Consider the following 23,024-nt stretch of genomic DNA (forward strand, 5'->3'; position numbering starts at 1 on the left):
CCAAAAACTGTTTTTACAGAAGACTAAAGGAGATTAGCCTATGGCAATCGAACTATTAACTCCCTTTACCAAAGTGGAGTTAGAGCCAGAAATCAAGGATAAAAAACGCAAGCAAGTTGGAATCCTAGGGGGGAATTTTAACCCTGTTCACAACGCCCACCTTATCGTGGCGGACCAAGTACGCCAGCAGTTGGGATTGGATCAGGTTCTGCTCATGCCTGAGTATCAACCGCCTCACGTAGACAAAAAGGAAACCATTCCTGAGCACCATCGTCTCAAAATGCTTGAATTGGCTATCGAAGGAATCGAAGGTTTAGCTATTGAGACAATTGAGCTGGAGCGCAAGGGTATTTCCTACACCTACGACACCATGAAGCTTCTAACAGAGAAGAATCCAGACACAGATTACTATTTCATTATCGGTGCCGATATGGTAGACTATTTGCCTAAGTGGTATAGAATTGATGAGTTGGTGGAACTAGTTCAGTTTGTGGGAGTTCAGCGACCACGTTACAAAGCAGGGACTTCTTATCCAGTCATCTGGGTGGATGTGCCCCTCATGGATATTTCATCCAGTATGGTGCGTGATTTCATTGCCCAAGGACGAACACCCAACTTTCTCTTGCCTAAGCCAGTGCTAGATTACATCGAGAAAGAAGGACTTTACTGATGGCATACCAAGACTATATCAACTGTTCCCGTGAAGAATTGTTGGAAAAGATGGCGGAGCTTCTACCTGAAAAACGCCTAACCCATTGTCTGGGTGTAGAGCGTGCAGCTATTGAATTAGCTCAACGTTTCGGTATAGATGTTGAGAAGGCTGGTTTAGCTGGTCTCCTTCATGACTATGCTAAAAAACTGTCAGATCAAGAGTTTCTAGACTTGATTGATCGATATCAACTAGATCCAGACCTCAAAAACTGGGGTAATAATGTTTGGCATGGTATGGTCGGAATTTACAAGATTCAGGAAGATTTGGATTTACAAGATCCTGAAATCCTACGAGCTATTGAAATTCATACAGTAGGAGCGATTCAGATGACGAACCTTGACAAGGTTATCTACGTCGCAGACTATATCGAGCACAATCGTACCTTTCCAGGTGTGGATCAGGCGCGTGAGATTGCTGAACTATCACTAAATAAGGCGGTAGCTTACGAGACAGCTCATACCGTGGAGCATTTAGCTCATCAGGGATTTCCCATCTATCCCCAAACCCTTGAAACCTATAACGCCTATGTGCACTATTTGAAAGAGGACTAAATGAACGAAAAAGAATTACTAGAACTAGTCGTGAAAGCGGCTGATGAGAAACGTGCGGAGGATATTCTCGCACTTGACGTACAAGAATTGACCAGCGTGACAGATTACTTTGTTATCACTAGCTCTATGAATAGCCGTCAGTTGGATGCTATCGCTGAAAATATCCGTGAAAAAGTAGCGGAAGCAGGCTTTAAAGGCAGCCATGTCGAAGGTGATGCAGCTGGAGGTTGGGTGCTACTAGACCTCGGTGATGTTGTAGTGCATATCTTCTCAGAAGAAATGCGTGCCCACTATAATCTAGAAAAACTCTGGCATGAGGCGGATTCAGTAGATTTATCTGAAACTCTAGTGTAGAAGATGACTTGAACTTCGGCTGGGAATTGCTTTGAAATTCGACAATGTATTAAGATTATTCTTATTTTTGAGTGAGAAGTGAGAAATTATCGAGACTTTCCGTTGTGATAAAACTTCTTGAAACAATAATGTTTCAAGAAGTCGGGAGTTTTGAGACCTTAGGCTCAAAACTAAGTCTTGGAACTTCGAAGAAGGTCGCAGACGTCCGAAATCACCTAAGGAAAATCTTAAAAAGACTTTGTCTTCAATTGAACTCAGTTGCAGTCAACTGGGTTTTATTTGCTTATTTTAGAAAAATTGATTGAAAGGTAAGAGCGTCGTGTTTTGTTCATCTTGAAACTGAACACGAGCTAAAAGCTGCGAGAAAAAGATAAACTTTCTTTGCATCTGACGATACAGCAGAAAGTTTCCTATTTTCTCCTTGCTTTTAACGCTCTTTGTATCTTAATTATGGCTACTTATGAAACTTTTGCGGCTGTTTACGATGCAGTTATGGATGATAGTTTATATGACAAATGGACAGACTTTTCCCTCCGTCATCTGCCTAAGACTAAGGAGAGAAAGAGACTCTTGGAATTGGCTTGTGGGACAGGGATTCAGTCTGTGCGCTTTTCTCAAGCTGGTTTTGATGTGATAGGATTAGACCTGAGTGCTGATATGCTGAAAATTGCTGAGAAGAGAGCGGCTTCAGCCAAGCAAAAGATTGATTTTATTGAAGGCAATATGCTGGATTTGTCCCAGGCGGGGAAATACGATTTTGTGACTTGTTATTCGGACTCTATCTGCTACATGCAAGATGAAGTGGAGGTTGGAGACGTCTTTAAGGAGGTCTATAATGCCCTCAATGAGGACGGAGTCTTTATCTTTGATGTGCATTCGACCTACCAGACTGATGAGGTCTTCCCAGGTTATTCTTATCATGAAAATGCAGAAGATTTTGCCATGCTCTGGGATACCTATGAGGATGATGCTCCTCACTCTATCGTGCATGAGTTGACCTTCTTTATCAAGGAAGCGGACGGTTCCTTTAGTCGTCATGATGAAGTGCATGAGGAGCGCACTTATGAGGTCTTGACTTATGATATTTTACTAGAACAGGCTGGATTCAAATCCTTCAAACTCTTTGCGGACTTTGAAGACAAGGAGCCAACAGAGACTAGTACCCGTTGGTTTTTCGTCGCACAGAAGTAGGAGAATATCATGACCATTACAGGTATTATCGCGGAGTTCAATCCTTTTCATAATGGCCACAAATACCTGCTGGAACAGACAGATGGCCTGAAAATCGTTGCCATGTCTGGAAATTTCATGCAGCGTGGCGAGCCGGCTATCGTTGACAAGTGGATAAGGGCTCAAATGGCGCTGGAAAATGGTGCGGATTTGGTCGTAGAATTACCCTTTTTAGTCAGTGTACAAGCAGCGGATTTCTTTGGTCAAGGTTCAGTAGATATCTTGGCTCGTTTGGGCATTGATACCCTAGCCTTTGGGACAGAAGAAGTTCTGGATTACCAGCAAATTGCTAACCTATATACAGAACGTGGTCAAGAGATGGAACTCTTCATGGAAAACTTACCGGATTCTCTTTCCTACCCTCAGAAAACCCAAGCCATGTGGAAGGAATTTGCAGGTCTTGATTTTTCTGGTGATACGCCCAATCATGTCCTTGCACTTGCCTATGCTAAAGCGGTAGCAGGGCGAAAGATCAAGCTTCATCCAATTCAACGTCAGGGAGCAGGTTACCATTCTGTGGACAAGAATGTGGACTTTGCCTCAGCGACAGCTCTTCGTCAGCACCAATCAGACCAGAATTTTCTAGAGCGCTTTATGCCTTCTGTTGCCCTTTTTGCAAATGCTAGCAAGGTAAGCTGGGAAGATTATTACCCTTTGCTTCGCTACCAAATCTTGTCAAACCCTGACTTAACCACTATCTATCAGGTCAATCAAGAAATGGCTGTTCGTATCAAGGATGCAATCAAGACAGCTCAGTCTATGGAAGAGTTGGTCGAGGCAGTTGCGACTAAACGTTACACCAAAGCGCGTGTACGTCGCCTCTTGACTTATATCTTGGTACAAGCCAGAGAAAGTGCCTTGCCAGAAGCCATTCATATCCTTGGATTTACCGAAAAAGGTAGGCAACATCTCAAGTCTCTGAAAGAGCAGGTCCATCTAGTTAGTCGAATCGGCAAAGAGCCCTGGGATGCCATGACTCAAAAAGCAGACCAGATTTACCAACTAGGACATCCAAGTATCGCAGAACAAAATTTTGGCAGAGTGCCAATCAGAATCGAAACAAACTAAGTCTACTGAAAGGTAGGCTTTTTACTTATTTTTTTGTAAAAAATTCTATAAAAAATTGGGTTCGTTAAAGAAGCCTATTTTACTAGGGAAAATAACAATTTCAACTCAAAAAATGACCAAAATATCTTCCATTTAAGGTTTGTTAAAAATAGTTTTTTGTGGTAGAATGTATAAGAATGCATGTCATTCGGATAAACAAATAAATTGAGGTAAAAACATGGAAATTATGACAATTGTTATAGTTGTTTTTGCCGTCATCATTGGTTTAGTCATTGGATATGTCAGCATCTCAGTCAAGATGAAATCATCACAAGAGGCTGCAGAGTTGATGCTTTTAAATGCTGAACAAGAAGCAACTAATTTACGAGGACAAGCTGAACGCGAAGCGGATTTATTACTCAATGAAGCTAAAAGCGAAAGCAAATCCCTTAAAAAAGAAGCACTATTGGAGGCTAAAGAGGAAGCCAGAAAATACCGCGAAGAAGTGGACGCTGAATTTAAGTCAGAGCGTCAAGAACTCAAGCAAATCGAAAGTCGTTTGACGGAGAGAGCTACGAGCCTTGACCGTAAAGACGATAATTTGACGAACAAAGAAAAAACACTTGAACAAAAAGAACAAAGTATTTCTGATAGAGCAAAAAACCTTGATGCACGTGAAGAGCAACTAGAGGAAATTGAAAAGCAAAAGCAAGCTGAACTTGAGCGTGTCGGAAGTCTGACTCAGTCAGAGGCAAAAGACATTATCTTAGCTCAAACAGAGGAAGACTTGACCAAGGAAATTGCTAGCCGTATTCGTGAGGCTGAGCAAGAAGTTAAGGAACGTTCTGATAAACTTGCTAAGGATATTTTGTCCCAAGCCATGCAGAGAATTGCTGGTGAGTATGTAGCTGAGTCTACCAACTCAACAGTTCATCTGCCTGATGATACCATGAAAGGTCGTATCATTGGTCGTGAAGGGCGTAACATCCGTACCTTTGAAAGTTTGACAGGGGTTGATGTCATCATTGATGATACGCCAGAAGTGGTAACCTTGTCAGGTTTTGATCCTATCCGCCGTGAGATTGCCCGTATGACGATGGAAACCTTGCTCAAGGATGGACGTATTCACCCAGCTCGCATCGAAGAGTTGGTTGAGAAAAACCGTCAAGAAATTGATAACCGTATTCGTGAATATGGTGAAGCAGCAGCCTATGAAATCGGTGCACCTAACCTTCACCCAGACTTGATGAAGATCATGGGTCGCTTACAGTTCCGTACTTCGTACGGACAAAATGTCTTGCGACACTCAATCGAAGTGGCTAAGTTGGCTGGTATCATGGCTAGCGAACTTGGTGAAAATGCAGCCCTTGCCCGTCGTGCAGGATTCCTTCACGATATCGGTAAAGCCATTGACCGTGAAGTAGAAGGTAGCCACGTTGAGATTGGTACTGAATTGGCTCGCAAGTACAAAGAGCATCCAGTCGTGATTAACACAATTGCTAGTCACCACGGTGATGTAGAGCCTGAAAGTGTGATTGCAGTTCTCGTTGCTGCAGCGGACGCCTTAAGTGCAGCCCGTCCAGGAGCTCGTAGCGAATCACTTGAAAGCTACATCAAACGTCTCCATGATTTAGAAGAAATCGCTAATAGCTTTGAAGGTGTTCAAAATAGCTTTGCCCTTCAAGCCGGTCGTGAAATCCGTATCATGGTGAACCCAGGTCAAATCAAGGACGACAAGGTCACAATCTTGGCTCATAAAGTTCGTGAGAAAATTGAAAGTAATCTCGATTACCCAGGAAATATCAAGGTGACCGTGATTCGTGAACTTCGTGCAGTTGATTATGCAAAATAAATAAGAAAGAGCAGTTGAAAAATTACTGCTTTTTTGTTACACTAGATAGAAAGATTGTAGTAAGCAGAAATGGCTTTACATAGTGAATTCAGATGAATTTTCAAGTCATTTCACAAACTATCCAAAGGAGACATCATGGCAGACCGTGGCTTACTAATCGTTTTTTCAGGTCCTTCTGGAGTCGGAAAAGGAACGGTTAGACGAGAAATTTTTGAGAGTTCTGAAAATCAATTCCAATATTCTGTATCTATGACAACACGGGCTCAACGTCCAGGTGAAGTAGACGGAGTTGACTATTTCTTCCGTACGCGTGCAGAATTTGAAGAATTGATCCGTCAAGGACAGATGTTAGAGTATGCAGAGTATGTGGGCAACTACTACGGTACTCCTCTGACTTATGTCAATGAAACCCTTGATAAGGGCATTGATGTTTTCCTTGAAATCGAAGTTCAGGGAGCTCTCCAGGTCAAGAAAAAAGTTCCAGATGCTGTCTTTATATTTTTGACACCACCAGATTTGGAAGAATTGCAAGATCGTCTCGTTGGTCGTGGTACAGATAGCGCAGAAGTGATTGCACAGCGTATTGAAAAAGCCAAAGAAGAAATTGCTTTGATGCGTGAGTATGACTATGCTATTGTCAATGACCATGTTCCTCTTGCTGCAGAACGTGTCAAACGTGTGATTGAAGCTGAACATTTCCGTGTGGATCGTGTTATCGGTCACTATCAGGATATGCTACCAAAGTCTCCGACTATTCGATAAACTATAGAAAACAGGTACAAACAAATGATGCTTAAACCCTCTATTGATACCTTACTTGACAAGGTACCATCAAAATATTCACTCGTAATCTTGTTAGCAAAACGTGCTCACGAATTAGAAGCTGGAGCAACTCCAACACAAGAATTCAAATCTGAAAAATCTACACTTCGTGCTTTGGAAGAAATTGAATCAGGGAATGTAACCATCCACCCAGATCCAGAAGGAAAACGCGAAGCTGTTCGTCGTCGTATCGAAGAAGAAAGACGATTGAGAGAAGAAGAAGAAAAGAAAATCAAAGAGCAAATCGCGAAAGAAAAAGAAGAAGGTGAAAAAATTTAAGGTTGGGGGGACTCAATCTTATTTTTTCTATTGCAAGAATACTCAATCAATTGAAACGATTTAAGAAGAGAAGGAGGTGAGGATATGGCTATTGCAAAAATTATTGTCGATGTTCCTTTGATGCAGACGGACCAACCCTATAGTTACAAGATTCCTGAAGAATTTAAAGATATGTTGGAAGTCGGCATGCGAGTCCACGTTCCATTTGGAAAGGCCAATCGCTTGATTCAAGGGATAGTACTTGGAATGGAACAAGAAAATGATACGGAAGTGGCAGACGAGGACTTGAAAGAGATTGCCGAAGTGCTGGACTTTTCTCCTGTCTTAACGGAGGAACAGCTCTGGTTAGCTGAAGAACTACGTAAGTCAGTATTCTCTTATAAAATTTCCATTCTTAAAGCTATGCTTCCTGGGTTTTTGAACTCTAGCTATGATAAGATCCTCTATCCTCTGGAAGGCTTGAGTCAAGAAGACAGACATCGTTTGTTTGGTTCGCAGGACTCCTTAGCATTTTCATCTCTCGACCTAGAAAAGCAAGCTGAGATGATGAGGTTGACTCGAAAAGGGCTCTTGAAACTAGAGTATCAGGCTGTAGACCAGAAGAAGGTTAAAACGCAGTCTTGGGTTGAAGTGAATCCTGACAAATTAGAAAAATTAGAAATCTCAAATCGTGCCAAGAAGAAATTGGAACTGCGAGAATATTTATTAGCACATCCTGCAACAGTTCCTTTGGCTGATTTGTTAGAATATTACTCACGGGAACAAGTTAACTTCTTTGTGGGACGTGGTGCTGTTACCATTGTTCAAAAGGAAGTCCAACGTTCAGCTGCCTACTTTGAAGGAATTGAATCGAATCAAGCCCTAGAGTTAAATCCAGAACAAAAAGAAGCCTGTGAGGCAGTTGTTGGAGCGATTGGGAAAGAACATCCTCCATTTCTTCTACAAGGAATCACAGGAAGTGGGAAAACGGAGGTTTACTTGCAGATTATCCAAGGAGCCTTGGATATGGGGAAAACAGCTATCGTTTTAGTCCCAGAAATCTCTTTGACACCTCAAATGACAGAGCGTTTCATTGCTCGTTTTGGTGATAAAGTAGCCATTCTCCATTCAGGTTTGTCCAATGGTGAAAAGTACGACGAATGGCGCAAGGTGGAGCGAGGAGAAGCCCAGGTAGTTGTTGGTGCTAGGTCTGCCATTTTTGCACCTTTGAAAAATCTAGGGGTAATCATTATCGATGAGGAGCACGAGGCCAGCTACAAGCAAGACAGTAATCCGCGTTATCATGCTAGAGATGTGGCTCTTTTACGGGCTCAGTACAATCAAGCTGCTCTAGTCCTGGGTTCTGCAACACCGAGTCTAGAAAGCCGTGCGCGTGCTGGCAAGGGCGTCTATCAGCATCTGCGTCTAACTAAACGTGCCAATCCTTTAGCAAGTGTTCCTCAAGTCCAACTGATTGATTTCCGTGATTATATCGGACAAAATGAGGCGTCGAACTTCACACCACCTCTGATTGAGGCCATTCGAGATCGATTGGATAAAAAAGAGCAGGTGGTTCTCATGCTCAATCGCCGTGGCTATTCTAGCTTTGTCATGTGTCGGGAATGTGGTACTGTGGATACCTGTCCTAACTGCGATATTTCCTTGACGCTTCACATGGATACTAAAACGATGAACTGTCATTATTGTGGTTTTTCGAAAGAAATTCCCCATGTCTGTCCAAACTGTCAGAGTCGTAGTATTCGATACTATGGAACGGGAACTCAAAAGGCCTACGATGAGCTAGCAGAACTCTTTCCAGAGGCTTGCATTTTACGCATGGATGTAGATACAACTCGCAAAAAGGGCAGTCACCAAGCTCTACTTGAACAATTTGGCAAGGGTGAAGCGGACATATTACTAGGAACCCAGATGATTGCCAAGGGCTTGGATTTTCCAAATGTGACCTTGGTTGGTGTTCTCAATGCGGACACAGCCTTGAACCTGCCTGATTTCCGTTCTTCTGAGAGGACCTTCCAACTCTTGACCCAGGTAGCAGGTCGCGCCGGTCGTGCTGAAAAGGCAGGTCAGGTCTTGATTCAGTCCTATAATCCTCAGCATTATGCCATTCGTTTTGCCAAGGATCAGGATTACGAAGGTTTTTATGCCTATGAAATGGGCATCAGACGTCAGTTGGGTTACCCACCTTATTATTTCACTATTGGAATCACCTTATCTCATAAAAAAGAGGAAGAGGTTCTTAGACGTGCTTATCAAGTCATGGGCATTTTGCGGTCTGGTTTGTCGGATGCTAGTATCATCCTTGGACCAACGCCTAAACCGATCGCTCGTACGCATAACCTCTATCATTACCAAATTTTAATTAAATATCGTTTAGAAGATGAGTTGGCCTCGACCCTTAATCAGGTTTTGGCTCTAACTCAAGAACGTGAAAATAGCGAACTTCGTCTCAGTATTGACCACGAACCGCAACAATTTTTATAGAAGGAGAGAAGATGACAAAACTAATCTTTATGGGAACGCCCGAGTTTTCGGCAACCGTTTTGAAGGGGCTTTTGTCAGATGACCGCTACGAGATTGTAGCTGTTGTAACTCAGCCAGATCGTGCTGTCGGACGTAAAAAAGTCATCCAAGAAACCCCAGTAAAACAAGCAGCTAAAGAAGCAGGGCTTCCTATCTACCAACCAGAAAAATTATCAGGTAGTCCAGAAATGGAAGCTATCATGAACTTGGGTGCTGATGGAATTGTGACTGCAGCTTTTGGACAATTTCTCCCAAGTAAACTCCTTGATAGCATGGATTTTGCGGTCAACGTTCATGCTTCGCTTCTTCCAAAACACCGTGGTGGTGCTCCTATTCATTATGCCTTGATTCAGGGTGATGAAGAGGCAGGAGTAACCATTATGGAAATGGTCAAGGAAATGGATGCAGGAGACATGATTTCTCGTCGTAGCATTCCCATTACCGATGAGGACAATGTTGGAACATTGTTTGAAAAATTGGCCATTGTCGGCCGTGATTTGCTTTTGGATACTCTACCAGCTTATATAGCTGGTGAAATTCAGCCAGAACCACAAAATCCAAGTCAGGTTACATTCTCACCAAATATCAAACCTGAGGAAGAAAAGTTGGATTGGAACAAGACCAACCGTCAACTCTTTAACCAAATCCGTGGGATGAATCCATGGCCTGTTGCTCATACTTTCCTCAAGGGAGATCGTTTTAAGATTTATGAAGCCCTGCCAGTAGAAGGTCAAGGAAATCCGGGTGAAATTCTCTCCATCGGTAAGAAGGAGTTGATCGTTGCAACAGCAGAAGGAGCTCTATCTCTCAAACAGGTTCAACCAGCAGGAAAACCTAAGATGGACATTGCTTCCTTCCTTAACGGTGTGGGACGAACTTTAGCAGTAGGAGAACGATTTGGTGACTAAAGTAGAAACGGCTAGAAGTGTAGCCTTGAATGTACTTGAGGACGTTCTTGTCAATCAAGCATACTCCAATATCGCCTTAAATAAACACCTTAAGGGAAGTCAACTGTCAGTAGCAGATAAGGGGTTGGTGACAGAACTTGTTTATGGAACCGTAGCTCGTAAACTAACTTTAGAATGGTATTTGTCTCACTTTATTGAGGATAGAGACAAGCTAGACAGCTGGCTCTATGTTTTGCTTCTCATGAGCGTCTATCAACTCCAATACTTGGATAAGCTTCCTGATCATGCAGTGGTCAATGAAGCGGTAGAAATTGCAAAACTTCGTAAAAAGGGTAGCGAAAAACTAGTCAATGCTGTTTTGCGCCGTATTTTGCGTGAGGGTTTGCCTGATATTGACAGTATCAAGCGTAAGAACAAGCGTGATTCTATCGCCTACTCTTTGCCAGTTTGGTTGATTTCTAAGCTCAAGGAAGAGTATGGCGAAGAGCGAGCGCAAGCGATTTTTGAAAGTCTTTTACAACGTAACAAAGCCAGTATCCGTGTGACAGATTTGAGTCGCAAAGAGGAAATTAAAACTTTACTTGATGCCAGTGATTCGATTCTGTCAGCTGCTGGTTTGGTCAAGGAGCAAGGGCATTTTGCTAGTCATGATTTGTTTACTGAAGGGGCTATTACTATTCAGGATGAGTCTAGTCAGTTGGTTGCGCCAACACTAGATTTACAAGGAGATGAGCAGGTTTTAGATGCTTGTGCAGCTCCTGGCGGAAAGACAGCCCATATGGCGTCTTATCTAATGACAGGTCAGGTAACGGCTCTGGATCTCTACGACCATAAACTCACTTTGATTCAAGAAAATGCGGAGCGTTTAGGTGTAGAGGACCGTGTTCAAACGCAAAAACTGGACGCTCGAAAAGTGCATGAGTTTTTTGGCAAGGATCAATTTGATAAGATTTTAGTCGATGCCCCGTGCTCAGGGATAGGACTTTTACGTCGAAAACCAGATATCAAATACAACAAAGACACTGCTGATTTCACGTCATTACAGGAAATTCAGTTGGAAATATTAGGTAGTGTTTGTCAAACGCTACGTAAAGGTGGTATAATAACTTATAGTACCTGCACTATTGTCTCTGAAGAGAACTTTCAAGTTGTTCAAGCGTTTTTAGAAAGTCATCCAGAGTTCGAGCAGGTTAAACTAGAACACGAATGCAAGGATATCCTGAAAGATGGCTGCATCCTCATTACTCCAGAGTTGTATGGGAGTGATGGATTCTTTATCAGCCAATTTCGCAAGATATCCGATTAGGAAGGAACTGACACAATGGAGATTTCATTATTAACAGATGTTGGTCAGAAACGTACAAATAATCAAGACTATGTTAATCACTTTGTCAACCGTGCCGGTCACACAATGATTATCTTGGCTGACGGGATGGGAGGACACCGAGCTGGTAATATTGCTAGTGAGATGGCAGTAACAGATTTGGGTGTAGCCTGGGTTGATACTCACATCGATACCGTGAATGAAGTTCGTGAATGGTTTGCTGAACATCTAGAGATTGAAAATCAAAAGATTTACCAATTAGGTCGAGATGAAGCATATAAGGGGATGGGTACTACTCTAGAAGCCCTTGCAATCATTGATAATCAAGCTATCTATGCTCATATTGGCGATTCCCGTATCGGATTGGTTCGTGGTGAAGAATACCATCAATTAACGAGTGACCATTCTTTGGTGAATGAATTGCTCAAGGCAGGTCAATTAACACCTGAAGAAGCTGAAGCACATCCACAAAAGAATATCATCACCCAGTCTATCGGACAAAAAGATGAAATTCAACCTGATTTAGGAATTGTAAGCTTGGAACCAGGGGACTATATCGTTATGAACAGTGATGGTCTCACGAATATGATTTCAGGAAGTGAAATCTATGACATCGTGACAAGTGATATTTCACTTGAAGACAAGGCGGCAACCTTAGTACGTTTTGCAAACAATGCCGGAGGGCTTGATAACATTACTGTTGCCTTGATTGCGATTGAGGAGGAATCAGAATGATCCAGATCGGCAAGATATTTGCCGGACGATATCGGATTATCAAACAAATTGGCCGCGGAGGGATGGCAGATGTCTACCTGGCCAAAGATTTGATTCTGGATGGGGAAGAAGTTGCTGTAAAGGTTCTGAGAACCAACTATCAGACAGATCCTATCGCTGTTGCACGTTTTCAGCGTGAAGCGCGTGCGATGGCAGACTTAGATCATCCTCATATCGTTCGAATTACGGATATCGGTGAAGAAGACGGTCAGCAGTACCTAGCTATGGAATATGTAGCGGGTCTTGACCTCAAACGCTATATCAAAGAACACTATCCTCTCTCTAACGAGGAAGCTGTTCGTATCATGGGGCAGATTCTCTTAGCTATGCGTTTGGCACATGCAAAGGGAATTGTTCACCGTGATTTGAAACCTCAAAATATTCTCTTGACTCCTGATGGCACTGCAAAAGTTACAGACTTTGGGATTGCGGTGGCCTTTGCAGAAACAAGTTTGACACAGACCAACTCTATGTTAGGTTCTGTTCACTATCTATCACCTGAACAGGCGCGTGGTTCAAAGGCGACCATACAGAGTGATATTTATGCCATGGGGATTATTTTCTTTGAAATGTTGACAGGTCATATTCCTTATGATGGCGATAGTGCTGTTACCATTGCACTTCAGCATTTCCAAAAACCACTTCCTTCTGTCATTGCAGAAAACCCATCAGTGCCACAATCCTTGGAAAACGTGGTTATAAAAGCGACAGCTAAAAAGTTAACAGACCGTTACCAAACTGTCTCAGAGATGTATGTTGATTTATTGAGCAGTCTTTCTTATAACCGTCGCAATGAACCAAAGCTAGTATTTGAAGACACAAGTAAAGTTGATACAAAAACTTTACCGAAAATCTCACAGTCTACTTTAACAGGGATTCCTAAAGTGCAACCGAAGGAAGAGAGTCATCAGAGCCAAAAGCCGACCCAAAAGGCAACTAATAAAGAAACCGTTGCAAAACCAGTCAAGAAACGTCGTTTCAAAGCAAGATATTTTGTGCTTTTAGCTAGTTTTATACTTGTTATGGCTTCTCTATTTTGGATTGTATCGAAAACACCAGCAACTGTGGAAATTCCAAAAGTTGCAGGACAAACTGTAGCAGAAGCCAAGGAAAATCTTAAAAAAGCTAATTTTGAAATTGGCGAGGAAAAGACTGAAGCTAGTGATACTGTCGAAGAAGGTCGAGTTATCCGAACAGATCCAGATGCTGGCTCGGCACGAAAAGAAGGAACAAAAGTTAATCTTATTATCTCTTCAGGTCAGCAATCGTTTAAGATTGGAAATTATATTGGACGTAAATCTACGGACGTCATTGCAGAATTGAAAGGTAAAAAAGTTCCTGAAAATCTCATCAAGATTGTAGAAGAGGAATCAAGTGAAACAGAGGCGGGCCTTGTTATGAGACAGAGTCTGCCAGAAGGAACCACTTATGATCTTAGTAAGGCGACAGAGATTACCTTGACAGTAGCCAAGAAGGTAACTAGCGTTCCTATGCCAAGTTACATTGGATCAAGTCTTGAATTTACCAAGAATAACTTAATTCAGATAGTAGGTGTAAAAGAGGCTAATATTGAAGTGGTAGAGGTCTCTACAGCACCAGAGGGAACTGCTGAGGAAACTGTAGTCAGTCAAAGTCCAAAACCAGGTGAAGGTGTGGATCTGAATACTACTCGTATCAAGATTTCTATCTATAAACCGAAAATAACAACAACAAATCCTACAGTAAGCAATCCTAGTCGTGCAGAAACATCTCCACAGATTAGAGAACCACAGGCTAATCAAAACACTACAACGTCAGATTTGCATTGAGGGGGATAACTAGTCAATCTTTGTCGCAGTTTTTGTGACAAAGATTTTTTTTCCTTCAAATTTATGATAAAATAGTAAGGAGTTTAAAAAGGAGGGGAACATGGACGAATCAAAAAAACTGAATGCAGTCATTGATGTCATTATGTTAGCAGGAACAATTCTGCTTCGCAATGGATCAGAAATCTATCGTGTCGAAGACACCATGATTCGAATCGCTCATTCACAAGGCATCATGGATTGTAATGTTTTGGCCATGCCTGCAGCTATTTTTTTCTCCATTGAAAATACAAATATCTCTCGAATGAAACGAGTAACCTCCTCTGCTTATAATATTGAGAAGGTTTGTGATGTTAATCAGATTTCACGGCAGCTTGTATCAGGGCAGCTTGATTTGGAGACAGCCTTTATTCAACTCAAGCAATTAAATGCTAAGGCATCTCCCTACACCAATGTTCAGCTAACTGCTGCAGCGACCCTTAGTGCTCCCTTCTTCTCGATCATGTTCGGTGGGAATGCCTACGATGCCATTGGTGCAGGAGTAGCAACCATATTTGCTTTCACCTGTTCTCTTTACGTAGAAAAATTTATTCGTATTCCCTTTATGACAGCTTTTGCAGGTGCTCTTGTTTTTGGCTTGATTGCGCAATTTTGGGCGCGCTATTCTGGATTGCCTTCTACAGCTGATTTGGTCATTGCAGGTGCGGTTATGCCCTTTGTACCTGGAATTGCCCTGACTAATGCCGTTAGAGATATTATGACCAATCACATTAACTCTGGTATGAGCAAGATGTTTGAATCTTTGCTGGTTACCCTTGCCTTAGGGGCAGGCACCTCTGTCGCCCTCGTACTCATGAACTAATATGACTCTAACAACATTTTTATTGCAGGCTCTAGCTAGTCTGCTAGCAATTATCACTTTTTTAATCGTTTTAAATGTCCAGCGTTCCATGCTTATCCCTGGTGGAGTTTTGGGAATGTCAATCTGGCTCCTCTATCTAATACTCAAGGAGCCAACTAATGTCATTTTGGCAACCTTTATTGCTGCGGTGATTGGTTCTTGTGTTAGCCAGATTATGAGTATTCTCTACAAAACTCCAGCAGTGGTTTTTGCCCTAGCTATTCTGGCACCACTAGTGCCAGGTTATCTGTCCTATCGAACCACTTCCTTCTTCGTTACAGGTGACTACGGCCATGCCATTTCTAGTGCCATGTTAGTCATGATGTTGGCCCTTGTTATTTCAATAGGAATGGCAAGTGGGACAGTCATACTCAAGTTGTATTACTATCTCAAAAAGAATCGAGCTAGCTAAGACTCGATTTTTTCGTTGGTAGAGTGGCTGAAAGAACATGGATAGGAAGATGGAAATGAACTTGATTTGGGGAATCAAGTCTTTTTTCGCTCATTTGACCTCAATTATGATAAAATAGAGGTGGACGAATTTTTACAATGAATGATAAAAATAGAGGTAAATATGACAATCGGTATTGATAAGATTGGTTTTGCGACCAGTCAATACGTTTTGAAATTACAAGATTTAGCAGAAACCCGAGGAATTGATCCTGAAAAATTGAGTAAAGGACTCCTTTTAAAAGAATTGAGTATCGCTCCTTTAACAGAGGATATTGTTACCTTGGCTGCTAGTGCAGGGAATTCTATCCTGACTGAAGAAGAGAAGCAAGAGATTGATATGGTTATCGTAGCGACAGAGTCTGGGATTGACCAGAGTAAAGCTGCAGCTGTCTTTGTACACGGTTTGCTTGGAATTCAACCTTTTGCTCGTAGTTTTGAAATCAAGGAAGCTTGCTATGGTGCAACTGCGGCTCTTCACTATGCTAAGTTACATGTAGAAAATTCTCCTAAATCAAAGGTTCTGGTGCTTGCTAGTGATATTGCAAGATATGGTGTCGAAACTCCTGGAGAACCAACTCAAGGTGCAGGATGTGTTGCTATGTTAATTAGCCAAAATCCACGTGTGATGATTTTCAACAATGATAATGTTGCACAAACTCGTGATATCATGGATTTTTGGCGTCCAAACTATTCGACAACACCATTTGTAAATGGGGTTTACTCAACGCAACAATATCTTGATAGTTTAAAAACGACTTGGGAAGAGTATCAAAAGCGTTATGACTGTAATTTGAACGATTTTGAGGCTGTATGTTTCCACTTACCTTATCCGAAGCTAGCTCTCAAGGGTTTGAAGAAAATTCTCGACAAATCCTTGCCTCAAGAGAAGAAGGACTTGCTTCAAAAGCACTTTGATGAATCTATTATTTATAGCCAAAAAGTTGGGAACATTTATACAGGTTCACTCTTCTTAGGTCTCTTGTCTCTTCTTGAAAATTCTGATAGTCTTAAAGCAGGAGACAAGATTGCTCTCTATAGCTACGGAAGTGGTGCTGTATCTGAGTTCTTCAGTGTGGAATTGGTTGAAGGCTATGAAAAGCAATTGCAGAAAGGTCGTTTAGATTTGCTAGACCAACGCCAGTCTGTGAGTGTCGCTGATTATGAACGAATCTTCTTTGAGGAAGCAAACTTGGATGAGTCAGGTTCTGCAACCATGTCTGGCTATGAGGGACAGGACTATGCTCTGGTTGAGATTGTAGAACACCAACGTCGCTACAGCAAGGTTGAAAAATAATGAAAAAAAATTGGAATGGATTTGCTAAAAAATCAATTCAAGAGCGCCTTGAGTTCGTTAAGTCTCAGGCGCTTACTTCTATGGAAGCCCAAGAAAGTCTTGAGCAAAATGAAAATCTTAGTATAGCAGTTGCGAACCAACTGAGTGAAAATGTAGTGGGGACCTTCTCACTACCCTACTCAGTAGTGCCAGAAGTACTGGTAAACGGTCAAGAGTACACAGTTCCTTATGTGACCGAAGAGCCATCTGTTGTTGCTGCAGCTAGTTTTGCTAGTAAGATTATCAAACGTGCGGGTGGTTTTACTGCTCAGGTTCATCAACGCCAAATGATTGGTCAGGTAGCTCTTTATCAGGTTCCAGATAGGGATAAAGCATGTCAGGCTATTTTGAGTCAGAAAGCAGAGCTACTCGAACAAGCAAACCAAGCCTATCCATCTATTGTCAAACGTGGTGGTGGAGCCAGAGAGCTAACAGTTGAGAAAATTTCTGGTGAGGCTGACTTTTTAGTGGTTTATCTTCATGTGGATACTCAGGAAGCCATGGGAGCTAATATGCTCAATACCATGCTTGAAGCTTTAAAACCTAGCTTAGAGGCTTTAAGTCAAGGGCAAAGTTTAATGGGCATTCTATCCAACTATGCCACGGATTCTCTAGTAACTGCAACTTGTCGGATTGCCTTTCGTTATTTGAGTCGCCAGAAGGATGAAGCGCGTGAACTAGCTGAAAAAATGGTTTTAGCCAGCCAGTTTGCTCAAGCAGATCCTTATCGAGCAGCAACCCATAACAAAGGTATCTTCAACGGAATCGATGCTCTCTTGATTGCAACAGGAAATGATTGGCGTGCCATCGAAGCAGGAGCGCATGCCTATGCGAGTCATGATGGTGTTTATCGAGGTCTCAGTCGTTGGACTATGGATTTGGAAACAGAAGAGCTAATCGGAGAGATGACTATGCCGATGCCGGTTGCGACCAAAGGTGGATCAATTGGTCTTAATCCTCGTGTAGTCCTCAGCCATGAGTTGCTAGGTCATCCATCAGCTAAGGAATTGGCCCAAATTATCGTGTCAATTGGTCTTGCACAAAACTTTGCGGCTCTTAAAGCTCTTGTCAGTACAGGTATTCAGCATGGACACATGAAACTTCAGGCAAAATCGTTAGCGCTTTTAGCAGGTGCGACTGAGGCAGAAGTATCCAAGTTAGTAGAAAGCTTGATTGCTGAAAAAACTTTTAATTTAGAAAAAGCACAAACTCTTTTGAAAAACTTAAGATCATAAGAAAAACTCAGGCTAATCAAGTCTGAGTTTTTTGTTTATACTCAATGAAAATCAAAGCACAAACTAGGAAGCTAGCCGCAGGTTGCTCAAAACACTGTTTTGAGGTTGTAGATGGAAGCTGACGTGGTTTGAAGAGATTTTCGAAGAGTATTAAATACTTTTACCTGGTAAGAGACTAACTGGTAAGAAATAACCAGTCGTAGCAACTTCTTTCCCCTCAATTTTTTGAAGTAGTAAATCGACTGTCAGGCGAGCAATTTCTTCCAAGGGTTGTTTAATGGTAGTGAGGTGAGGATAGAAATTCTCGATAAAATAAGTTCCATCGTAGCCAATAACCTTAAGTTGTTCTGGAACAGAAATACCAAGTTCCTGAGCGATTTTCATCACCAAGATGGCTGTCAAATCATCCGATGCGAAAATCGCATCTGGTTTTTGTTTGGTCAGGATATTTTTAATTTCCATTTCCTTACGAAGGGGCGAAAAGTCACTGGAAACATTGATAATAGGAGCCTTGGGTAAGATAGAAGCAAAGCCTGCATGACGAAGTCCAGTTGGTGAGTTGGAGTTATCATTACCTGTAATCATAATAACAGATTTAGCTCCAGTTTTAGCCAAAGTCTGAGCGGCTAGGACACCACCAGCATAGTTGTCAGAAGAAACGACAGGGATATCTGGTGATAGGTTCCGGTCAAATGAAATGATTGGAGCGGTTACGCGATTGTAATCCTCAATCCCAAGGTTGTGACTTCCCGAAATGATACCGTCCACCTGATTGGCTTCCAACATTTCGATGTATTCACGTTCTTTTTCCGAATCGTGTTCACTATTACAAATGATTGTCTTGTAACCTTTTTTGAATAGTTCGTGTTCCAATTTGTCAATCAATTCAGCATAGAACACATGGCTGATTTTAGGGAAAATCAAACCGATTAACTTGGCTGATTTTCCTTGAAGACTTCGAGCTAAGTTATTGGGTTTATAGCCCAGCTCACGCATAGCATCATTAACCTTTTGAATGGTTTTTTCTGAAAGATAACCCTTTTTGTTGATGACACGTGAAACAGTAGTAGGGCTGACGCCAGCTAATTTTGCGACATCAGTTAGTTTTGCGACCATATTCTAATTCGTAGTATGTTCCAGTTGGGTTTCCAGATTTAATGAGAATTCCATTTTGATCTGCATGCGGGAATACACGACCAGAAAATACTTTTTCTCCTTTATTAATGAAAATTTCAAAGACTGAATTGTCGATGAAGATATTTACGGTAGTAGCTTGATTATCAATTGGACATGAGCGAGTAGTTCCAAATTCTTGAGCGTATTGCTCACCTGCCTGACTGCGGTCAATGGTTACTTGGCCATTGACAAGATCGAAATTGATAGAGAGCCCCTTGCCGTCGTTATCAGCAAGAAGGATGATTTCACTTTGGCTATTAGCCTCTAAGTTTAGTTCAAGTTCGTAGGTGTTCTTAGTTTCAGAACGATTTGAAAATTCCTCTTTTGAAGCACGGAGGTCCTTGATGGCTGCTACAGGATACTGATAGAGTTTGCCCTCTTTAATGGTTAATTCTTTGACCAATGAGAAAGTTCCTTGGTGATCAAAGCGATCAGATGGATAAGACACATCTGGTAAACCAAGCCAACTTACTGCCAGGGCACGTCCATCAGGAGTGTTAAAAGCTTGAGTAGCATAGGCTTCAAAACCATAATCAAGATTGTGAAGTTCAGAAACATCAACCATACGAGCATTTTCTGGGTCAAAGGAAGCACCGATTTTATACATATTTGGATAGATATTGTCATAGTCAAGAACCTTTTTATCCAAACCTTGTGGACAGTAGAGAAGAACTGGCTGTTCCCCAACAAAGACTAGGTTTGGGCACTCCATCATATAGGCAGTACGGTCATTGTTGAAGTTCAAATCACCCACTTCTTGCCAGTTTGTATAATCGTTATCGACCGCTTTGTAGAGACGGACAAATCCTTTTTTCTCCAAGTCCTGACCGCCGACGATAGCATAGTATTGTCCTTTAAAGTTAAAAATTTGTGGATCACGGAAGTGGTCAGTAGCATCAGCTGGTTGATCAATTAAGATTTTATCAATCTTTTCGATTTTTCCATCCTTATCCATTAAGGCACCGATTTGATAAGGGTGACGTACCCAGTTTTCGTCACGAACATTTCCTGTATAAAATAAGAACAGTTGATCGCCAAACTGCATAGCAGATCCTGAGTAAGCGCCGTGGCTATCAAGTGGAGTATCAGGTAAGATTTTAACACCAGTTTCAGTAAAGTGAACCAAATCGTCACTTTCAAGCTGAACCCAAGATTTTAAACCATGAGCTGCACCAAAGGGGAAGTTTTGGTAAAAGACAACCCACTTGCCATCAAAGTAAGAAAAACCGTTCGGGTCGTTGAGAAGACCTTGCTTGGGTTCGATGTGATAGCTTGTATGCCATGGTGACTGCGCCATCTTTTCTTGGATTTGTTTTATTTCTTCTTGTGTCCAATCTTCATAGCGTCTATAACGACGCTCGGTAGTCCATTCCATTTATATTCCCTCCATAAATTCTACTATCTTTATAGTAAACGTTTCCTTATAAAAAAGCAAGTCTTTTATCATAAAATTAAGAAAAAAATGTCAAACGATTGACAGGAAATAGAAGTTAAATTTTATGAAAATTGATGAAAATATGAAAGTTTTTGAAAACTTTTTAGCAAAAACCTTTTAATAATAGGTATTTATCGAAGAAATACTATTCAAAAATATCAAAAACAGTCAAAAAACAAAAAAACAAATAATTTTTTCTGCAAAACGCTTGACATATTTTTAAAACGTGATAGAATAATACTCGTAGGGCGAATAAATCGCTTTCAAACATTTTACAAAATTTTTTATAAGGAGATTTTTGCAAATGACGAATACAGAAATTGCAAAAAAAGTCATCGAAGCCTTAGGTGGACGTGAGAACGTTAATAGTGTAGCTCACTGTGCGACTCGTCTTCGCGTTATGGTTAAAGATGAAGCGAAAATTAACAAAGATGCTATCGAGAACTTGGAAAAAGTTCAAGGTGCTTTCTTTAACTCAGGTCAATACCAAATCATCTTTGGTACTGGTACAGTAAACAAGATGTACGATGAAGTCGTAGCTCTTGGTTTGCCAACTTCTACAAAATCTGAAATGAAAGCAGAAGCTGCAAAACAAGGAAATTGGTTCCAACGTGCTATCCGTACATTCGGTGACGTCTTCGTTCCAATCATTCCAGTTATCGTAGCAACTGGTCTCTTCATGGGTGTTCGTGGTCTCTTGACTGCTCTCGGAATGACACTTCCACAAGATGTGACAACTTACACTCAAATCTTAACTGACACAGCCTTTATCATCTTGCCAGGATTGGTTGTTTGGTCAACCTTCCGTGTATTCGGTGGTAACCCAGCCGTTGGTATCGTCCTTGGTATGATGCTCGTATCTGGCTCACTTCCAAATGCCTGGGCTGTTGCTTCTGGTGGTGAAGTAACTGCAATGCAGTTCTTCGGATTTATCCCAGTTGTAGGTTTGCAAGGTTCAGTTCTTCCAGCCTTCATCATCGGGGTTGTCGGAGCTAAATTTGAAAAAGCTGTTCGTAAAGTTGTTCCAGACGTTCTTGACCTATTGGTGACACCATTCGTAACACTTTTGGTTATGTCAATTCTTGGTTTGTTTATTATCGGACCAGTCTTCCACGTTGTTGAAAACTACATCCTCATTGGAACTAAAGCTATTCTTAACTTGCCATTCGGACTTGGTGGTTTCTTGATTGGTGGAGTTCACCAATTAATCGTCGTATCAGGTGTTCACCACATCTTCAACTTGCTTGAAGTTCAATTGCTTGCTGCTGACCATGCTAACCCATTCAACGCTATCATCACAGCTGCCATGACTGCTCAAGGTGCTGCGACAGTAGCCGTTGGTGTGAAAACTAAAAATCCTAAACTTAAAACACTTGCTTTCCCAGCTGCTCTTTCTGCCTTCCTAGGTATTACTGAGCCTGCTATCTTCGGGGTTAACTTGCGTTTCCGTAAACCATTCTTCCTTTCATTGATTGCTGGTGCAATCGGTGGTGGATTGGCATCTATCCTTGGTCTTGCCGGTACTGGTAATGGTATCACAATCATCCCTGGTACAATGCTTTACATTGGTAACGGACAACTTGCACAATACCTTCTTATGGTAGCTGTATCATTTGCACTTGGTTTTGCTCTTACTTACATGTTTGGTTACGAAGATGAAGTAGAAGAAGCTGCAGGTGCTATTACTGAAGCTGAAACAGATCGTTTGACTGAAGAAGCAGTAATTGGTACTGTGGTTTCACCAAGCGAAGGTGTTATTCAAACACCAATCGTTGGTGACGTCGTTGCTCTTTCAAATGTGAATGACCCAGTCTTCTCAAGTGGAGCTATGGGACAAGGTATCGCCGTAAAACCTAGTGAAGATGTTGTTTATGCACCAGCTGATGCTGAAGTGACAATTGCCTTCCCAACAGGACATGCTTATGGCCTAAGAACAGCTAATGGAGCTGAAATCTTGATCCACGTTGGTATCGACACTGTTTCAATGAACGGTGAAGGATTCAACCATAAAGTTGCTCAAGGTGACAAGGTTAAAGCTGGAGATGTTCTTGGAACATTTGACTCAGCTAAGATTGCTGCTGCAGGACTTGATAACACTACTATGGTTATCGTAACAAACACTGCGGACTTTGCTTCAGTAAATCCAGTTGCTTCTGGATCAGTTGCTAAGGGTGATGCAGTCATCGAAGTTAAAGCTTAATACTCTTCAAAAATCAAATTCAAACTGCGTCATACTTGCTTTGCCGTATGTATGTGTTACTGACTTCGTCAGTTCTATCTACAACCTCAAAGCTGTACTTTGAGCAACCTGCA

The 23,024-nt window shown here is 41.7% G+C and carries 20 protein-coding genes; 18 read left to right on the forward strand and 2 right to left on the reverse strand.

Annotated features, from left to right (window positions below; all coding sequences use genetic code 11):
- The first annotated feature begins 40 nt into the window (after positions 1 to 40).
- From HW271_RS02185 to HW271_RS02265, 17 genes are all read left to right on the forward strand, one after another.
- Complete coding sequence (locus HW271_RS02185) at positions 41 to 670, forward strand: nicotinate-nucleotide adenylyltransferase (RefSeq protein WP_178894677.1); 630 nt, start codon at positions 41 to 43, stop codon at positions 668 to 670.
- Positions 670 to 1,263, forward strand: coding sequence for a bis(5'-nucleosyl)-tetraphosphatase (symmetrical) YqeK (gene yqeK / locus HW271_RS02190; RefSeq protein WP_178894678.1), 594 nt, complete (start codon positions 670 to 672; stop codon positions 1,261 to 1,263). Before HW271_RS02185 ends, yqeK begins: the two co-directional genes overlap by 1 nt.
- Positions 1,264 to 1,617 carry a ribosome silencing factor gene (rsfS, locus tag HW271_RS02195; protein ID WP_178894679.1) on the forward strand — a complete coding sequence of 118 codons (354 nt, stop codon included), beginning with the start codon at positions 1,264 to 1,266 and terminating at the stop codon, positions 1,615 to 1,617. It begins immediately after the preceding gene.
- 450 nt (positions 1,618 to 2,067) lie between these two features.
- The gene (locus HW271_RS02200) at positions 2,068 to 2,808 is read left to right on the forward strand and encodes a class I SAM-dependent methyltransferase (protein ID WP_178894680.1); all 741 of its coding nucleotides are present in this window, start codon (positions 2,068 to 2,070) and stop codon (positions 2,806 to 2,808) included.
- 9 nt (positions 2,809 to 2,817) lie between these two features.
- Complete coding sequence (locus HW271_RS02205) at positions 2,818 to 3,915, forward strand: nucleotidyltransferase (RefSeq protein WP_006149921.1); 1,098 nt, start codon at positions 2,818 to 2,820, stop codon at positions 3,913 to 3,915.
- Between the two features lie 217 nt (positions 3,916 to 4,132).
- Positions 4,133 to 5,746 carry a ribonuclease Y gene (locus HW271_RS02210; RefSeq protein ID WP_004251393.1) on the forward strand — a complete coding sequence of 538 codons (1,614 nt, stop codon included), beginning with the start codon at positions 4,133 to 4,135 and terminating at the stop codon, positions 5,744 to 5,746.
- Positions 5,747 to 5,881: 135 nt separating this feature from the next.
- Complete coding sequence (gmk, locus tag HW271_RS02215; RefSeq protein ID WP_006149834.1) at positions 5,882 to 6,508, forward strand: guanylate kinase; 627 nt, start codon at positions 5,882 to 5,884, stop codon at positions 6,506 to 6,508.
- Positions 6,509 to 6,532: 24 nt separating this feature from the next.
- The gene (gene rpoZ, locus HW271_RS02220; RefSeq protein ID WP_006149960.1) at positions 6,533 to 6,847 is read left to right on the forward strand and encodes a DNA-directed RNA polymerase subunit omega; all 315 of its coding nucleotides are present in this window, start codon (positions 6,533 to 6,535) and stop codon (positions 6,845 to 6,847) included.
- Between the two features lie 84 nt (positions 6,848 to 6,931).
- Positions 6,932 to 9,328, forward strand: coding sequence for a primosomal protein N' (locus tag HW271_RS02225; RefSeq protein WP_178894681.1), 2,397 nt, complete (start codon positions 6,932 to 6,934; stop codon positions 9,326 to 9,328).
- Between the two features lie 11 nt (positions 9,329 to 9,339).
- Positions 9,340 to 10,275, forward strand: a complete 936-nt coding sequence (gene fmt / locus HW271_RS02230) for a methionyl-tRNA formyltransferase (protein WP_178894682.1) — start codon at positions 9,340 to 9,342, stop codon at positions 10,273 to 10,275.
- Positions 10,268 to 11,581, forward strand: coding sequence for a 16S rRNA (cytosine(967)-C(5))-methyltransferase RsmB (rsmB, locus tag HW271_RS02235; protein ID WP_178894683.1), 1,314 nt, complete (start codon positions 10,268 to 10,270; stop codon positions 11,579 to 11,581). The genes fmt and rsmB overlap by 8 nt, the downstream gene beginning before the upstream one ends.
- Positions 11,582 to 11,596: 15 nt before the next feature.
- Positions 11,597 to 12,334, forward strand: a complete 738-nt coding sequence (locus HW271_RS02240) for a Stp1/IreP family PP2C-type Ser/Thr phosphatase (RefSeq protein WP_178894684.1) — start codon at positions 11,597 to 11,599, stop codon at positions 12,332 to 12,334.
- Positions 12,331 to 14,181, forward strand: coding sequence for a Stk1 family PASTA domain-containing Ser/Thr kinase (gene pknB / locus HW271_RS02245; protein WP_178894685.1), 1,851 nt, complete (start codon positions 12,331 to 12,333; stop codon positions 14,179 to 14,181). Before HW271_RS02240 ends, pknB begins: the two co-directional genes overlap by 4 nt.
- A 100-nt stretch (positions 14,182 to 14,281) precedes the next feature.
- Entirely contained in the window at positions 14,282 to 15,040 is a 759-nt protein-coding gene (locus tag HW271_RS02250) for a threonine/serine exporter family protein (protein WP_178894686.1), read from the forward strand.
- Position 15,041: 1 nt separating this feature from the next.
- On the forward strand, positions 15,042 to 15,491 hold the full coding sequence (locus HW271_RS02255) for a threonine/serine exporter family protein (protein WP_178894687.1): 450 nt from the start codon (positions 15,042 to 15,044) through the stop codon (positions 15,489 to 15,491).
- Positions 15,492 to 15,653: 162 nt separating this feature from the next.
- The gene (locus tag HW271_RS02260; protein ID WP_178894688.1) at positions 15,654 to 16,826 is read left to right on the forward strand and encodes a hydroxymethylglutaryl-CoA synthase; all 1,173 of its coding nucleotides are present in this window, start codon (positions 15,654 to 15,656) and stop codon (positions 16,824 to 16,826) included.
- Positions 16,826 to 18,100: a hydroxymethylglutaryl-CoA reductase, degradative gene (locus HW271_RS02265; protein WP_178894689.1), complete on the forward strand. Its 1,275-nt coding sequence runs from the start codon at positions 16,826 to 16,828 to the stop codon at positions 18,098 to 18,100. Before HW271_RS02260 ends, HW271_RS02265 begins: the two co-directional genes overlap by 1 nt.
- A gap of 150 nt (positions 18,101 to 18,250) precedes the next feature.
- Here HW271_RS02265 and HW271_RS02270 read toward each other — a convergent pair whose 3' ends face one another.
- On the reverse strand, positions 18,251 to 19,216 hold the full coding sequence (locus HW271_RS02270; protein WP_178894690.1) for a LacI family DNA-binding transcriptional regulator: 966 nt from the start codon (positions 19,214 to 19,216) through the stop codon (positions 18,251 to 18,253).
- Positions 19,197 to 20,651 carry a sucrose-6-phosphate hydrolase gene (locus tag HW271_RS02275; protein ID WP_178894691.1) on the reverse strand — a complete coding sequence of 485 codons (1,455 nt, stop codon included), beginning with the start codon at positions 20,649 to 20,651 and terminating at the stop codon, positions 19,197 to 19,199. The genes HW271_RS02270 and HW271_RS02275 overlap by 20 nt, the downstream gene beginning before the upstream one ends.
- 364 nt (positions 20,652 to 21,015) lie before the next feature.
- Here HW271_RS02275 and HW271_RS02280 point away from each other — a divergent pair, with 364 nt between their 5' ends.
- Complete coding sequence (locus tag HW271_RS02280; protein WP_178894692.1) at positions 21,016 to 22,911, forward strand: sucrose-specific PTS transporter subunit IIBC; 1,896 nt, start codon at positions 21,016 to 21,018, stop codon at positions 22,909 to 22,911.
- Positions 22,912 to 23,024 lie beyond the last annotated feature (113 nt).

The organism is Streptococcus sp. oral taxon 061 (assembly GCF_013394695.1).
In the GTDB taxonomy this organism is placed as follows: domain Bacteria; phylum Bacillota; class Bacilli; order Lactobacillales; family Streptococcaceae; genus Streptococcus.